This is a genomic window from Streptomyces sp. WG5 (assembly GCF_049974565.1).
Classification (GTDB): Bacteria; Actinomycetota; Actinomycetes; order Streptomycetales; family Streptomycetaceae; genus Streptomyces.
Genome location: NZ_JBNGGC010000034.1, coordinates 44,768 through 59,619, shown reverse-complemented (window position 1 = coordinate 59,619; position 14,852 = coordinate 44,768). Strand labels below are relative to the sequence as shown.

The 14,852-nt window shown below is 71.2% G+C and carries 14 protein-coding genes; 9 read left to right on the top strand and 5 right to left on the bottom strand.

The features are described from left to right. Positions 1-5 precede the first annotated feature (5 nt). Positions 6-857 (bottom strand): helix-turn-helix domain-containing protein, encoded by an 852-nt coding sequence (locus ACP4IX_RS29100; protein WP_426557446.1) that lies wholly within the window; start codon positions 855-857, stop codon positions 6-8. 274 nt (positions 858-1,131) lie between these two features. On the opposite strand from ACP4IX_RS29100, the gene ACP4IX_RS29095 reads away from it, so the two are divergent. Together ACP4IX_RS29095 and ACP4IX_RS29090 are read left to right on the top strand one after the other, a co-directional pair. Further along, on the top strand, positions 1,132-1,635 hold the full coding sequence (locus ACP4IX_RS29095) for an ATP-binding protein (RefSeq protein WP_426557444.1): 504 nt from the start codon (positions 1,132-1,134) through the stop codon (positions 1,633-1,635). A 411-nt stretch (positions 1,636-2,046) separates the two neighbouring features. After that, complete coding sequence (locus tag ACP4IX_RS29090; protein WP_426523823.1) at positions 2,047-2,397, top strand: hypothetical protein; 351 nt, start codon at positions 2,047-2,049, stop codon at positions 2,395-2,397. Positions 2,398-2,612: 215 nt separating this feature from the next. Here ACP4IX_RS29090 and ACP4IX_RS29085 read toward each other — a convergent pair whose 3' ends face one another. After that, positions 2,613-3,947: an MFS transporter gene (locus tag ACP4IX_RS29085; protein ID WP_426557484.1), complete on the bottom strand. Its 1,335-nt coding sequence runs from the start codon at positions 3,945-3,947 to the stop codon at positions 2,613-2,615. A 37-nt stretch (positions 3,948-3,984) separates the two neighbouring features. Here ACP4IX_RS29085 and ACP4IX_RS29080 point away from each other — a divergent pair, with 37 nt between their 5' ends. Beyond that, positions 3,985-4,542 (top strand): TetR/AcrR family transcriptional regulator, encoded by a 558-nt coding sequence (locus ACP4IX_RS29080; protein WP_426523824.1) that lies wholly within the window; start codon positions 3,985-3,987, stop codon positions 4,540-4,542. A gap of 308 nt (positions 4,543-4,850) precedes the next feature. Here ACP4IX_RS29080 and ACP4IX_RS29075 read toward each other — a convergent pair whose 3' ends face one another. Next, positions 4,851-5,225, bottom strand: coding sequence for a DUF192 domain-containing protein (locus ACP4IX_RS29075; protein WP_426523825.1), 375 nt, complete (start codon positions 5,223-5,225; stop codon positions 4,851-4,853). Between the two features lie 192 nt (positions 5,226-5,417). Between ACP4IX_RS29075 and ACP4IX_RS29070 the strand changes: the two genes are divergently transcribed. The 5 genes from ACP4IX_RS29070 (at position 5,418) to ACP4IX_RS29050 (ending at position 12,510) form a co-directional block, all read left to right on the top strand. Next, positions 5,418-6,290: an LLM class flavin-dependent oxidoreductase gene (locus ACP4IX_RS29070; RefSeq protein ID WP_426557443.1), complete on the top strand. Its 873-nt coding sequence runs from the start codon at positions 5,418-5,420 to the stop codon at positions 6,288-6,290. A gap of 92 nt (positions 6,291-6,382) precedes the next feature. Further along, positions 6,383-7,174, top strand: a complete 792-nt coding sequence (locus ACP4IX_RS29065) for a class I SAM-dependent methyltransferase (protein WP_426557441.1) — start codon at positions 6,383-6,385, stop codon at positions 7,172-7,174. 1,323 nt (positions 7,175-8,497) lie between these two features. After that, positions 8,498-9,823, top strand: a complete 1,326-nt coding sequence (locus ACP4IX_RS29060) for a PhoH family protein (RefSeq protein ID WP_426523828.1) — start codon at positions 8,498-8,500, stop codon at positions 9,821-9,823. 428 nt (positions 9,824-10,251) lie between these two features. Beyond that, positions 10,252-10,947, top strand: coding sequence for a transglycosylase SLT domain-containing protein (locus tag ACP4IX_RS29055; protein ID WP_426523829.1), 696 nt, complete (start codon positions 10,252-10,254; stop codon positions 10,945-10,947). Positions 10,948-11,106: 159 nt separating this feature from the next. Continuing rightward, complete coding sequence (locus ACP4IX_RS29050; protein ID WP_426523830.1) at positions 11,107-12,510, top strand: AI-2E family transporter; 1,404 nt, start codon at positions 11,107-11,109, stop codon at positions 12,508-12,510. Between the two features lie 76 nt (positions 12,511-12,586). On the opposite strand, the gene ACP4IX_RS29045 is transcribed toward ACP4IX_RS29050, so the two are convergent. Continuing rightward, positions 12,587-13,123, bottom strand: coding sequence for an alkyl hydroperoxide reductase (locus ACP4IX_RS29045; RefSeq protein WP_395574522.1), 537 nt, complete (start codon positions 13,121-13,123; stop codon positions 12,587-12,589). Positions 13,124-13,129: 6 nt separating this feature from the next. After that, positions 13,130-13,684, bottom strand: coding sequence for a peroxiredoxin (locus ACP4IX_RS29040; RefSeq protein WP_395574520.1), 555 nt, complete (start codon positions 13,682-13,684; stop codon positions 13,130-13,132). 138 nt (positions 13,685-13,822) lie between these two features. On the opposite strand from ACP4IX_RS29040, the gene ACP4IX_RS29035 reads away from it, so the two are divergent. Continuing rightward, positions 13,823-14,761, top strand: coding sequence for a LysR substrate-binding domain-containing protein (locus tag ACP4IX_RS29035; RefSeq protein ID WP_426557439.1), 939 nt, complete (start codon positions 13,823-13,825; stop codon positions 14,759-14,761). The last annotated feature ends 91 nt before the right edge of the window (positions 14,762-14,852 follow it).

Below are 14,852 nucleotides of genomic sequence, written 5' to 3'. Positions count from 1 at the left end.
CTCCTTCAGAGTTCGCGGGCGACGCTGTGGACGAGGTCGCGCGAGGCTGCCGGGTCCAATGCAGCGTTGTCCATCCAGTCCAGGTGGGAACGGTACTTGGTGAGTTGCGCTTCCGCACCGGTGAAGTCAGGGCCATGCGCGGAGTCCAACTGCACGGTGTCGAGTTCCGGCACCTCCCCGTCCGCGTACAGCAGTGCGTGTCCCGCGCCTGGGAAACCCCCGACACCGGTGGGGACGATGCGTACGTCGATGTTGTGCCGTTCCGACTGTGCGATCAGGTGGAGGAGCTGCTGCCGGGTTACTTCGGCTCCGCCGTAGGGCATGCGCAGCGCGGCCTCGTGGACATAAGCGATGTAGGGGAGTGGCTGGGGTCGGTCGAACACCTGTCGGCGTGCCATGCGATGGGCTACGCGTAGCTCGACCTCCAGTCGACTGAGTGGCGGTAGTACGGCCGCGAAGACCGCGCGGGCGTACTCCTCTGTCTGGAGCAGGCCAGGTACATGCATGACTTGTGCGGTCCGCACACGCGTGGCATGCCACTCCAGCTCGGCGATGTCCAGCAGCCCCGCGGGCAGTGTGCCCCGGTAGTGCTCCCACCACCCGCGTTCTCGGTGCTTGGCCATGGTGACCAGTGCATTGACGTAACTTGCGTCCGGGCAGGCGTAGTTGCAGGCGAGAGTTCGGATGCGCTCCGGCGAGAAGGGGCGGATACCCGACTCCATGTTGGACAGCCGGGTCCGATCGATGCCGAGCAGTCCAGCCGCGTACTCGGTGCTGGCTCCCGCCGCGAGGCGCATTTTGCGCAACTCGGCTCCCAGTCTCTTCTGCCGCACTGTCGGCGTGCTTCGCGTCGCCATACCGCCCCCATCTCGTGCCGTGCCGGGCACCAGTCTGCTGTTTACCGTCTCGGAGGTCCATCAGCCTTTGGGGGTAATTATCTCTATTCTCTTGGACACTGTGGCACTCACGACCTTACAGTCGGTGATAGATCAGTCGCAAAGCGCTGCTGTCCGGAAACGCATCACGCGCGCCCGCCCGCACTCTCCTGCCCGCCCTGGGAGGGTGGTCACGCGTCAGGGGGACGGGTCACCGGACGGCAGACCAACGCACTCGCTGCCCAAGGGAGTTGCCATGCCCCTGCTCGCCACCGCGTGCCACGTTCCGGCCCTCTCGGACGTACCGTCGGTGCCTCCGCCTCCGGAAGCCCTCGCCTACAGCCTCACCGTCCCCGCCTCCCCGTGCAGCCCGGCCGTCGTGCGTGCCGCGACCCGTACGGTCCTGCGAACCCACGGTCTCGTCGGCATGACCGACGCGGCGGTACAGGTGGCAAGTGAACTGACCGCCTGCGCCTGCGCCTTCGCGTCGGCCTCGGAGGTGTACTTGTCCCTGCGCTATCGCGACGGCACGCTGCGGGTGGTCCTCTACGACGGCCACCCGCGCCACATCAATTCCCGCCTCGCCACCGCCTGCGACACCCGGCGCCGGGCCGCCCTGCGCGTGCTGGGCTGCGTGGTCCGGGCGTGCGCCGGCGACTGGGGCTTCGGCGACGCCCGCGAGCCGGGCGGCGGTACCCGCATGTGGGCGGTCCTGCCGCGTGCCGGAGCGTCCGGCTACGTCGGCGGCCGAGAGGCGTGACTGATCGCCCGCCACGAGGGGAGGCGGGCCCGGTGCCCCCGGGCCCGCTTCGCTGTCCGGCCACGACCGTCACTCGTGCCCCGTCCCGCACTCCCCACCCGGTCATCGCCCCCGCCCCCGAGCGGCTGCGTTCGAGGCCGGAGGCCCTTCGTCGCCCACAACGCGCGTCACCTCTGCGAGGCCCGGTAAGCCGCGCCACCAGCCTCGGGCTTTCGCGCGCCCCGCAGGCAACTACGCCGCCGCGCCGGCCTCCGACCCCGCAGTCAGACCTTGTCTCCGAGCGGGAGGCCCGCCGGTGACGGCCGGCTCACTCGCGAGATTTGGTTGAACTCTTGAATATCTGCTCACCAAGCACCGAAAATACGGTCGAAGCTCGTCCCTCGAAACACTGATGGAGAGGAACCGCAGCAGATGAAGAGTCGGTCCAGATTAGCCCTGGGTGCCCTGGCGGCCGTCGCGCTGACCACCGCACTCTCGGGAACACCCGCGTTCGCCACCGACGAGGTCAACTGCGGCACCAGCGACGACCATGTCGCGGTGACGTACGTACAGAACGGCGCGGAGCACACCCGGTGCTGGGAGAACCCCGGCAGCGTCCCCCTCAACCTGGAGAACGTCATCTCCTTCTACTCGGGCGCCAACGAGGTGGTCCTGTTCTGGACGACGGGCTCGGGGTGGGAGGTCAACCTGCTCGAGCCCCACACGTCGGCTCCCTTCACCGGCGCTGACACCTACCGCGTCTTCGGCTTCCAGGTCAGGTAATCGAGGGACGGATCAGTGACGGCCGGTGGTCGGTCCCCTGGAGCGGGCCGACCACCGGGCCACTGGATCGGCCGACGTCCCGCCCGTCTTCACGACCGAGGTCGGCCCGCACGAGATCGAATGCGCGGTGATGCACGCCGACGGCCGGTCCAAGGGCGGCGCGAGCGGACCGGGCCAGGGCCGCGTCACCGTCCTCACGTGCGCCGGTCACGCGATCATCCCTCGGTGCGCTGCCCCGGCCGGTCCACAACGAGGTCGACGGGGACGCCCGTATCGGCTTCGCGGTGACGGGACGCGCGGGTACCGGCGGCAGGGGCCGCGAGGACGGCCGTGGCGACGAATGCCAGGACCACGACCATCGCCGGACGCAGTCCGTAGTGATCGCCCAGGAAGCCGAGCATGGGCGGCCCCACCAGGAACGCGATGTAGCCGATCGTCGCCACGAGACTGACCCGGGCGGTCTCGTCGGGCCCCGAGTCGCCCGCCGCCGACAGGGCCACCGGGAAGCCCAGGGACGCGCCCAGTCCCCAGAACAGGACGGCGGCCGCGGCCACGGCGGCGTTGTCGGAGAAGATGACCAGGCACAGGCCGATGGCCCCGGAGACCGCGCTGGCCCGCACGACGGTCGCCCGGCTGTAGCGGTTGAGGAAGAACGTGCCGCCGAAGCGCCCCAGGGTCATCGCAGCGGCGAACCCCACGAAGACGAGCGAGCCGACGGCGGCGTCGAGACCGTGGCCGTCGACCATGAGCAGGGGCAGCCAGTCGTTGGCGGCGCCCTCGGCGAGAGCCATGGCCAGGACGATGGCCCCGATCATCAGGAGCCGCCGGTCCTTCCACACCTGCGAGGCCGCGGGCCTCGTGGAGTCCGCAGCGGGCGCCGCGGCACGGACCCCGGTCCCGGCGGGGACGGCACCGATGGCGTACCCGAAGATCGCGGCCGTCACCGCGGCCACCGCCAGGAGGTGCCAGTGGGCGGGGAACGCCGCAGCGGTGGCCGCCATGCCGGCCAGGCCGCCGATGACGGTGCCCAGGCTGAAGCACCCGTGCAGCGTGGGCAGAACCGCCGTACCGGTGATCCGCTCCACGTCGGCACCGTCCACGTTGATCGCCACCTCGCCCGACCCGACCCCCAGGCCGAACAGGCACAGCCCCGCGGTGACCAGGGGCGCGGAGCCGAGGGCGCTGCCCGCGCCCACGACGACCACGCTCGCGATGACGAACAGGGTGCCGAGCGCCGTCACGGGTCTGGTCCCGAAACGCGACACGAAACGGCCGGAACAGAGGATGCCGGCCATCGAGCCGACGGACAGACCGAACAGCACCAGCCCCATCTGCCCCGTGGACACGCCCAGACGGTCACGGACGTCCGGGGTGCGCGTGATCCATGAGGACATGGCGATGCCGTTGAGGAAGAAGAAGAGGTACAGCGCCCGGCGGCGTCGGCGTACGGCACGGTCTGTCAAGGAAGGGCTCCGCCGGTGTTGGAGACAATGGGGGACAGGCGGGCGACGATCCCGCGTCACCCACCGAGTACGAACAAATGTACACATCGGGTCGGCGACCGAGAAGACAAGGCGGACAACGGCGATGGCAGGCAGCACGCGTGGCCCCAACGACCCCCGGCGCCGCGAACGCATCCTCGACGCCGCGCTCGACGTCATCGCAGAGCACGGCGCCATCAAGGTGACCTTCCGCAGGATCGCGGAGGCGGCGGGTGTGCCGCTCGGGTCGCTCACCTACTACTTCGACGACATGCAGCACCTGTTGGCCGACGCCTTCACCCGGCTCGCGGAGACCGTCTCCACACGCTACGGCGCCCTTCTGGAGGCCGCGCGGACCCGCCAGGAGGCCGAGGAGGCGGTCGTCGAGATCATCTGCGGCAAGGTCTGGGGGACCGACCGCAACCTCCTGCTCAGCTACGAGCTCTACGCCTTCGCCACCCGCAACCCCGAGGTGCGCGCCGTCATGCGCTCCTGGATGCGGGCCAGCCGGGAATCCCTGGCCAGGCACTTCGACCCGCTCACCGCGCGGGCCCTGGACGCGCTGGTCGAGGGATTCTCCATCCACAACTCCGTCGACCCGCGGCCCACCGACCGCGAGGAGGTCGCCGCCGTCGTCCGTGCCGTCGTCGACAGGCACCACTGAACAGGATCGAACGAGCGGAGTCGCCGTGCCTCTCCTCGCCACCGCCTGCTCCGTGCCCACCGCCCGCTCCGTGCCCACCGCCCGCTCCGTGCCCACCGCTACAGCCTCACCCTCCGCGCCGCTCCGCATGTGCTGGGACGCGTGGTCCGGGCGTGCGCCGGTGACGGGGGCTCAGGCGACGCTCGTGAGCCGCCCCGGCGGCACCCGTATGCGGGCGGTGCTGCCGCACGCCGGGGCCTGTCGCCATGCCGGGGACGGGTGAGCGAGCGGGTGGCCGCGGGGCCGGACGGGCGGGCGCCGTCCGCCCTCTACGCTTCCACGACCTCGACCCGTACCCCTGCCCTCACTCCCCACCCGTTCATCGCCCCGGCCTCGGCCTCCAGCACATGCCGGGAACGCAGCCGGGGCAGGCCCAGCCTGCCCGGACGCATGGTCCGCACGGCGATGACCACGAACCGGCGGTCGAGGTAGGCGACGTCGATGGGGATCCGCATCCGGAAGGTGTGCACGCTGTTGGCGGGGGACAGGAGCATCGCGCCGTCGACGGAGTCCCTCCCCAGCAGGCCCTTGGTGCGGGCGCGGTAGGAGCCGGCGATCTCCAGCGGGACGCGTACGCCCCCGCCGTCGGCGTCCCCTTCCACCACCAACACGCCCGTCCCGTCCCGCCCGTGCCACCGGCCCATACCGGTACCCCTCCCGCAGCCCGACCCCGTCACCGCCCCCGCCCCACCGAACGTATCTGCCCCGGGGCCGGCCGGCCCAGGCATACGGCTTCTACGCCACCGCCCCGGCGAAGGCGCGGGCGGTCCGCCCACCGCGGTGCGCCCGGCGGGAAAGGCGTTGCCCCGCAGCTCCGCCGAAGGTAGGAAGATCCCATGACTGGACTCGGTGCCGTGTTCCGCCCTCAGCTCGCCCCCGAACGACTGCGTGCCGTCGCGCGGGCCGCCGACGAGGCCGGGTTGGAGGAGCTCTGGCTGTGGGAGGACTGCTTCCGCGAGGGTGGGATCTCCACCGCTGCCGCCGCGCTCGCCTGGACCGGGAGGGTGCGGGTCGGGGTCGGGCTGCTGCCCGTCCCGTTGCGGAACGTGGCCGTCACCGCGATGGAGGCCGCCACCCTGCACCGGATGTTCCCCGGCCGCGCGATCCTCGGCGTCGGGCACGGTGTGCAGGACTGGATGGGGCAGGTCGGCGCGCGGGCCGAGTCGCCCGTCACCCTGCTGCGGGAACACCTCCTCGCCCTGCGGGCGCTGCTGGGCGGTGAGCGGGTGACGACCGAGGGACGGTACGTCCGGCTCGACGACGTCGCGCTCGACTGGCCGCCGGGGCAGGCCGTCGAGGTGCTCGCCGGGGCCACCGGGCCCCGTTCGCTGCGGCTCGCCGGTGAGGCCGCCGACGGGACCGTTCTCACCGCGAACACCCCGCCCGACGGGGTGCGTCAGGCCCGGAGGCTCATCGACGAAGGGCGCGCGGCGGCCGGCCGGACCGGGCCGCACAAGGTCGTCGTGTATCTGCTGGCCGCCACCGGGCCCGGCGCCGGTGAGCGGTTGCGGGCCGAGCTGGTCGCCGAAGGCGTCGGATCGGTGCCGGACCTCGGTGTCGCCGGGGACGCGGGAGCCGTCGCCGAGGCCGTGGAGAGGCTGGCCGAGGCCGGGGCCGACACCGTGATCCTCCAGCCGACCGGTGACGAGCCCGACCCGGAGGGCTTCGTGCGGTTCACCGCCGAGGAGGTCCGGCCCTTGGTGGTCTAGGCCCTGGGCAGTACCTCTGGGACCACCGCCGGTCCACGGCCCGCGCGCCGGTCCCGCCCCGCCCCCCGCAACGTCGATCGGACGTCTCCTCCATGCCTCATCAGCACCCCCGCGCCTTCGACGACCTCGTCGCCGAAGGCGCCTCCGTCCCCACCGCGGGGTGGGACTTCTCCTGGTTCGAGGGGCGGGCCACCGAGGCCCGGCCCTCCTGGAGGTACGCGCGGTCCATGGCCACGCGGCTGACCGGGGCCACCGCCGTACTGGAGGTGCAGACCGGGGGAGGGGAGGTCCTGGACCAGGCCCTCGAAACCGCCGCCCCTCACCGCCCCCCGCTCGTCGTCGCCACCGAGGGCTGGCCCCCCAACGTCGCCACGGCCACCCGGCTGCTCCGCCCCCGCGGCGTCCCGGTGGTCGCCTCGCCCGACGACGCGCCCCTCCCCTTCGCGGACGGAGCCTTCGACCTGGTCGTGAGCCGGCACCCCGTCGAGCCGCACTGGTCCGAGATCACCCGCGTGCTCGCGCCCGGCGGCACGTACTTCGCCCAGCACGTCGGCCCCGGCAGCGTCTTCGAGCTCATCGAGTACTTCCTCGGGCCCCAGCCGCAGGAGAGCCGGAACCACCGCCGTCCCGACCGGGAACGCGCCGACGCCGAGGCGGCCGGTCTGGAGGTCGTCGACCTGCGGGCGGAGCGGCTGCGGATGGAGTTCCACGACATCGGCGCCGTCGTCCACTTCCTCCGCAAGGTGGTGTGGATGGTCCCCGGCTTCACCGTCGAGGGGTACCGCGACCGACTGCGCGACCTGCACGACCGCATCGAGACCGAAGGCCCCTTCGTCGCCCACAGCACGCGCCACCTCTTCGACGCCCGCAAACCACACCGCTAGGGCCTTTGCCCGGCCGACGACGCGGGCACGCCCGCCGCATCGGCGACAGACGCGCCCGTTCGGGCAGACTTGGCCAAGAAATGCTGTTCGGGCAGTCGAGCACCGGACGCGGTCCGCCTGATCCGCGGCGTCTTCGTCGGGGGGTGACGTCAGGCGGGGAGCGGTGCGGTCCGCGGCTCCACGGGGATCGGGTACGGCGGATCTTCGGGGCGTATGCGACGTACCTTCGCGAATATCCGCGCGCCCGGAGAGAGGGGAGGGAATCGCCCTTTGATCCTCACAGGGTTTCCACATCGTTATGCGTCATGGCCCTCCTGGGGTCGATCGCTCCCTGCCCGATCACATAGGTTCTGGCCCAGGTAATTCGCGTGAGCAAAGCTGCGCGTGCGGCACCGTGCAGTGGAGGGGGCTGCGCGGTGCCCGGTCAAGCGGGCGCTCGCCGGTGGGTTCACCCGGTGGGGGGAAGCGGGGGCGGTCCGCCGGCCGGGTTCCGGCGCGCACCGAGCCCGCTCCGCATCCGTTCCCGATCCGCTCCGCGCGTCCCTCCGGCCCCACCGGACGCCCTGCTCAACCATGGGTTCACTGTGTTCTGGCCATGATTCAGGGCGGAATGAGTGCCTCCGCGGCCTTCCGGGCGTCGCCGGGCGACTTCGGAGAGTAGTTGTGGCACGCCGATGCACGCAGCATCACTTACAAAGGGTTATGGTGGAAACCCCCCCTCGGGCCGGTCCGTCTCCCCCCCACGGACCGGCCCGTTTTTTCTGCCTCGGCCCGGCGCCCGCTCCGTCCTCGCCCCGGCGCCCGCTCCTTCCGCCGGCCGGCCCCCGCGCTCCCGCCATCTCCCCGGCCCCGCTCCTCCCCTCCCTCCGGGCCCTGCTCCGCCACCCCCGCGGCCCCGCTCCTCGTTGCCCCGTGCGCCCCACCCTCCGGGCGCCGCCCGCTCCTCCGTCCGCGCCCGGCCCGCGCCTCGCTCCCCGCGCGGCACCTCGCGCCGCAGCCTCCTGGCGGGACGTCCGTCACAAGGAGTTCACCGGTGCGCCGTCCTGTGCCGTGGCATGGCGGCGCTTGTTCGAGGGCATAAACCAAGCAGGTCGACGCCCGAACCACGGGTGTCGGATCTCAGCGGACGGCCGGAGCCGTCCGCCCGGGAGGCCCTTTGCACCAGCCCCACCGTGCAGTCGCGGCACGGAAGACGCGGCGGAGGGCCGGTTCACGGCCCGCGCCAGTGCAGGGCGGCCGTCGACCGGTCGGCTCGTTCCCGCCCTCCCGGACCAGCGTCCACTCCGTCGCTCCCCGACCTCTTCCGAGGGGGTACGTCCTTCCGTGGTGACCAGCACAAAGCGCCACAAGCCCGATAGGCGCACCTACGTTCTCGACACCAGCGTCCTGCTGGCCGACCCGAACGCTCTGAACCGCTTCGACGAGCACGAGGTCGTGCTCCCGATCGTCGTGGTCACCGAGCTGGAGGCCAAGCGGCACCATCCCGAACTCGGCTACTTCGCACGGCAGGCCCTGCGCCTGCTCGACGAGTTCCGGGTGCGGCACGGTCGCCTCGACGCCCCCATTCCGATCGGGGATCTCGGCGGCACCGTGCGTGTCGAGCTCAACCACTCGGACCCCAGCGTGCTGCCCACCGGCTACCGCCTGGGGGACAACGACTCCCGCATCCTCGCGGTCGCCCGCAATCTGCAGGCGGAGGGATACGACGTCACCGTCGTCTCGAAGGACCTCCCGCTCAGGATCAAGGCGTCCTCCGTCGGCCTGCTCGCCGAGGAGTACCGGGCCGAGCTCGCCATCACGGACGCCTCCGGCTGGACCGGCATGTCCGAACTGACCCTGCCCGGCGAGCAGGTGGACATCCTCTTCGAGGAGGGACGCGTATACGTCCCCGAGGCCGCCGAACTGCCCGTGCACACCGGCCTGACCATCCAGTCGGAGCGCGGCAAGGCCCTCGGCCGGGTCACGCCCGACGGCAGTGTCCGCGTCGTGCGCGGCGACCGGGAGGCGTTCGGTATCAAGGGCCGCAGCGCCGAGCAGCGGATCGCGCTCGACCTGCTCCTCGACCCGGACGTCGGGATCGTGTCGATGGGCGGCCGGGCCGGCACCGGCAAGTCGGCGCTGGCGCTGTGCGCGGGGCTCGAGGCCGTGCTGGAGCGCCGGCAGCACCAGAAGGTGATGGTCTTCCGCCCGCTGTACGCCGTGGGCGGGCAGGAGCTCGGCTACCTGCCCGGCTCCGAGGCCGAGAAGATGAGCCCCTGGGCGCAGGCGGTCTTCGACACGCTGTCGGCGGTCACCAGCCGGGAGGTCATCGAGGAGGTCACCGCCCGCGGCATGCTGGAGGTCCTCCCGCTCACCCACATCCGCGGCCGCTCGCTGCACGACGCGTTCGTGATCGTGGACGAGGCCCAGTCGCTGGAGCGGAACGTCCTGCTGACCGTGCTGTCCCGGATCGGGGCCAACTCGCGGGTCGTACTCACCCATGACGTGGCACAGCGGGACAACCTGCGGGTGGGGCGGTACGACGGAGTCGTCGCCGTCATCGAGAAGCTGAAGGGGCATCCGCTCTTCGCGCACGTCACCCTGACGCGCTCCGAGAGGTCCCAGATCGCGGCACTTGTGACCGAAATGCTGGAGGACGGCCACATCTGACACTTCCGCGGACTCCGACCCGTCAAGGGCCGGTTACCGGGAAGCCGGCGCCGTTCGGAAAGGCCGAGAGCCTAGCCGGGCGGCGCCTTCGCGTGCGGGGATTTCCGGAAATCCCCTGGCGCAAACGAGATGTGAGCTTTCACACGCGGCACAGAATTGCCTCACCCCGGCGGGTTACGGCAGAGTCTCCTTCCTGTCAGGCCCCGCATACGACACAGCCGTACCCCCAGCGGTACGGCGCCACAGAAGCACCAGACTCAACTCCATAGCAGCGTCGTATGCCGCCCGAGCACCACGCGGCGCTCCCCCGCAGGGGAGTTGCCCACCGGGTCCGTGCCTCCCGTGACCCGTAGTTGGGGAGGCCAGCGCCAGGGGCACGATTGCGTCCGCGAGGGTCACCGAAGCGGGCGATGCTGGAAGGAAACCGTGTGAGCCGGATCTCGGTCCGGGGATTCGCAGTGGCCTCGGCCACGGCGGTCACCGCAGTCGGAAGCGTCGTCGGCGTTGCCTCGGGCAGCACCGCGCAGAACAACGACGCGGAGGCGACAGCAGCCGGTACGACGCTGCTTGCGGACATCCCCATGGGCGAGCAGGCGCAGGTGCAGACCGCGTCCCTGACGCAGCAGGCCGACGTACAGGCCATCGCCGCGGACGCGAGCGCCAGGAAGGACGCCGAGGAGGCGGCCCGCAAGGCGGCCGCCAAGACCGCTGTGGCCAAGCAGGAGAAGGCCAAGGAGGCGGCCAAGGCGGCCAAGAAGCGGGAGGACGCGAGGAAAGCGGCCAGCCGCGACGCCCAGCGCGACGCCACCAGCTTCGCCGTCCAGAGCTCCTACAGCGTCAGCCAGATCCAGGCGATGGCCCGCTCGATGGTGCCCAGCGGCCAGTGGCAGTGCTTCAGCAACATCGTCGACCACGAGTCCAGCTGGAACTACAAGGCGGTCAACCCGTCCTCCGGCGCCTACGGTCTCTTCCAGGCACTGCCGGCGGGCAAGTACGTCTCCGCGGGCGCCGACTGGCGGACCAACCCGGCCACCCAGATCAAGTGGGGCCTCAACTACATGGACAACCGCTACGGCAGCCCGTGCGAGGCCTGGAGCTTCTGGCAGGCCAACCACTGGTACTGAGCCCGCCCGGCGCGGTCCACCGCTCAGGCCCACCGCTCAACCTCGCGCAGCCCCTCACCGTCCTACGGTGAGGGGCTTTCGCGCTCCCGCCATGTACGGTCGGAGCGAAAACGACTCCAGGGGGGAGTGGTGGGGAGAGACGGGGGAAGAGGACGGATCATGTCTCGAGTGCCAGGGTGGCTCGGTCGGCTCGGCGCCGGACTGACGCGGATGAGCGAGCGGCTGGACCAGCGCCGCGAAGAAGACCGGCAGGAGGGCTCCGACGACGGACCGGCTCCGGCCGCCGACCACGTGCCGCCTTCACCGTCACTGTCACCGGAGGACACGCATCCGGAGCCCGGCTCCGCGTCGCAACAGCGCGTGCTCCAGTCCCGGCCCGACCCGGCGCAGGCCGTGCCCTGGGGCGTACGGGTCGCCGCGGAGGCCGGGTGGCGGCTGCTGGTCCTCGCCGGCACCGTGTGGGTGCTGATGCGGGTCATCAGCGCCGTGCAACTGGTGGTGCTGGCGTTCGTGATCGCGCTGCTGATCACGGCACTGCTCCAGCCGACCGTGGCGTGGCTGCGCCGGCACGGGGTGCCCCGGGGGCCGGCCACCGCCCTGACCGCGATCCTCGGGTTCGTGGTGATGGGGCTGATCGGCTGGTTCGTCACCTGGCAGGTCATGGAGAACATCGACAACCTCTCCGACCAGGTCCAGGACGGCATCGACGAGCTGCGCAACTGGCTGCTGAACAGCCCGTTCCACGTCACCGACAAGCAGATCAACGAGATCGCCAAGAACCTGCGCGAGGCGGTCGGCGCCAACACCGACCAGATAACGTCCGCCGGTCTCGAGGGCGTCACGGTCGTCGTCGAGGCGCTCACGGGCATCCTGCTGGCCGCCTTCTCGACGCTCTTCCTGCTCTACGACGGCAAGCGCATCTGGCGCTGGACGCTGAAGCTGGTGCCGGCGGCGGCCCGGCCGGCCGTGGCCGGTGCCGGTCCGCGGGCGTGGCGGACGCTGACGGCGTACGTGCGCGGCACGGTGATAGTGGCGCTGATCGACGCCATCTTCATCGGCCTCGGCATCTACTTCCTGGACGTGCCGATGGCCGTCCCGCTGGCCGTGTTCATCTTCCTGTTCGCCTTCATCCCGCTCATCGGCGCGGTCATGTCGGGCGCGCTCGCGGTCGTCGTGGCGCTGGTGACGCAGGGCATGTTCGCCGCGGTCATGACCCTCGTCGTGGTGCTGGTGGTGCAGCAGATCGAGGGCCACATCCTGCAGCCCTTCATCCTCGGGCGCGCGGTACGGGTCCATCCGCTGGCGGTGGTGCTGTCGGTGACCGCCGGCGGCATGGTGGCCGGCATCGGCGGCGCGGTGGTCGCCGTACCGCTGGTGGCGGTGACCAACACCGTCGTGGGCTATCTGCGGGCGTACTCCCGCGAGGCCGCCGTGCGGCAGGCGCCGAAGCCGCGCGGGGCGACGTCCACGGACGCGTCCCCGGCGACCCCGGCGGCCTCGACGACGGACCCCCCGTCGGCGTCCTCCGGGTCCGAGCCGCCGTCGGACACCTCCCCGGCGTAGCGGCCCGCACGACGGCGACGGGCCCCGCCCACCCTCAGGGTGAACGGGGCCCGTAGCCGTGTTCCGCGCCGCGGGACTACTGGGCGGCCAGGACCGCCTCGGCGTCCAGCGTGACGCCGACGGCCTCGACCACGGCGGCGATCTTGAACGCCTCCTGGATCGTCTCGCGGTCCACACCGGCCTTGCGGAGCACCTGCTCGTGCGAGTCCAGGCACATGCCGCAGCCGTTGATGGCGGACACCGCGAAGGACCACAGCTCGAAGTCGACCTTGTCGACGCCCGGGTTGCCGATGACGTTCATCCGCAGACCGGCGCGCAGGGTGCCGTACTCGTGGTCCGACAGCAGGTGCCGGGTGCGGTAGAAGACGTTGTTCATCGCCATGACGGCGGCGGCCGACTTGGCGGCCGAGTACGCCTCCGGCGAGAGGTTCGCCTTCGCCTCCGGCTCCAGCTCGCGCAGCACGATCGGGGAACGCGAGGCGATGGCGGTCGCCAGCACGGTGCCCCACAGCTGCTGCGCCGGGAGGTCCGAGTTGCCGATGACCGAGCCCAGGTTGAGCTTCAGGTCCTTGGCGTAGTCCGGTACGGCGGACTTCAGGGAGTCGAGCGACATCTCAGATCACTCCCCGGCCAGCAGCGCGACCGGGTCCAGGGTCTCGTCGCCCTTGCTCCAGTTGCACGGGCAGAGCTCGTCGGTCTGCAGGGCGTCGAGGACCCGCAGGACCTCCTTCGGGTTCCGGCCGACCGAGCCCGCGGTCACCATGGTGAACTGGATCTCGTTGTTCTGGTCCACGATGAACACGGCGCGCTTGGCGAAGCCGTCCTCGCCCTCGATGCCGAGGTCGCGCATCAGCTCGTGCTTGGAGTCCGCCATCATCGGGAACGGCAGGTCGGTCAGGTCCGGGTGGTCCTTGCGCCAGGCGTGGTGCACGAACTCGGAGTCGCCGGAGAAGCCGAGCACCTGGGCGTCACGGTCGGCGAACTCGTCGTTCAGCTTGCCGAAGGCGGCGATCTCGGTCGGGCACACGAAGGTGAAGTCCTTGGGCCAGGCGAAAACGACCTTCCACTTGCCCTCGTAGGTCTTGTGGTCGATCGTTTCGAACTCCTTGCCCTTCTCCAGCGAGACGCAGGCGGTCAGTTCGAACTCGGGGAACTTGTCACCGACAGTGAGCACACGCTCTCCAATAAATGCAGCGAAGAAACACCCATTTTGCGAGTGTTTCCCATGGGTTGGACGTTGTTGATGTTGGCACAAGGTGCATTGATTAGTGAAATAGCTACACTCGGTCGAGTTGATCGGAGGTGATTATGAGTGGCAGGTAGGAAGAGGCAGCCCAGCCTCGCCCAGCTGAGGGCATTCGCCGCGGTCGCCGAGCACCTGCACTTCCGCGACGCCGCCGCCGCGATCGGTATGAGCCAGCCCGCGCTCTCGGGCGCGGTCTCCGCGCTGGAGGAGACGCTGGGGGTCACCCTGCTGGAGCGTACGACGCGCAAGGTCCTGCTCTCGCCCGCCGGTGAACGGCTCGCGGTCCGGGCGAAGGCGGTACTGGCGGAGGTCGGCGCGCTGCTGGAGGAGGCGGCGGCGGTACGGGCGCCGTTCACCGGCGCGCTGCGGCTCGGGGTCATCCCCACGGTGGCGCCGTATCTGCTGCCGACGGTGCTGCGCCTGGTCCACGACCGCTATCCGGACCTGGACCTCCAGGTCCACGAGGAGCAGACGGCGAGCCTGCTGGACGGTCTCACGACCGGCCGCCTCGACCTGCTCCTGCTGGCGGTGCCGCTCGGCGTCCCCGGTGTCACGGAGCTCCCCCTCTTCGACGAGGACTTCGTGCTCGTCACCCCGCTCGACCACCGGCTCGGCGGCCGGGAGGGCATCGAGCGCTCGGTGCTGCGCGAACTGAAGCTGCTGCTGCTCGACGAGGGGCACTGCCTGCGCGACCAGGCGCTCGACATCTGCCGGGAGGCGGGGCGCGCGGGTGTCCCCGCGACGACGTCGGCCGCCGGCCTGTCGACGCTGGTGCAGCTGGTCGCGGGCGGCCTCGGGGTGACGCTGCTGCCGCGCACGGCGGTCCGCGTGGAGACGTCCCGCTCCAGCCAGCTCCTCACCGGCTCCTTCGCCGACCCGGCCCCCACCCGCCGCGTCGCCCTCGCCATGCGCACGGGCGCGGCGCGTGCCGCGGAGTACGAGGAACTGGCGGCGGCCCTGCGGGAGGCGATGGGGGACCTGCCGGTCCGGACGGTCCACGACTGAGCGGAGGCGGGTCGGCCACCGGGCGGAGGCGGGTCGGGCCACCGGGCGGAGGCGGGTCGACCACCCGAGCGGAGGCGTCGGCCACCTGAGC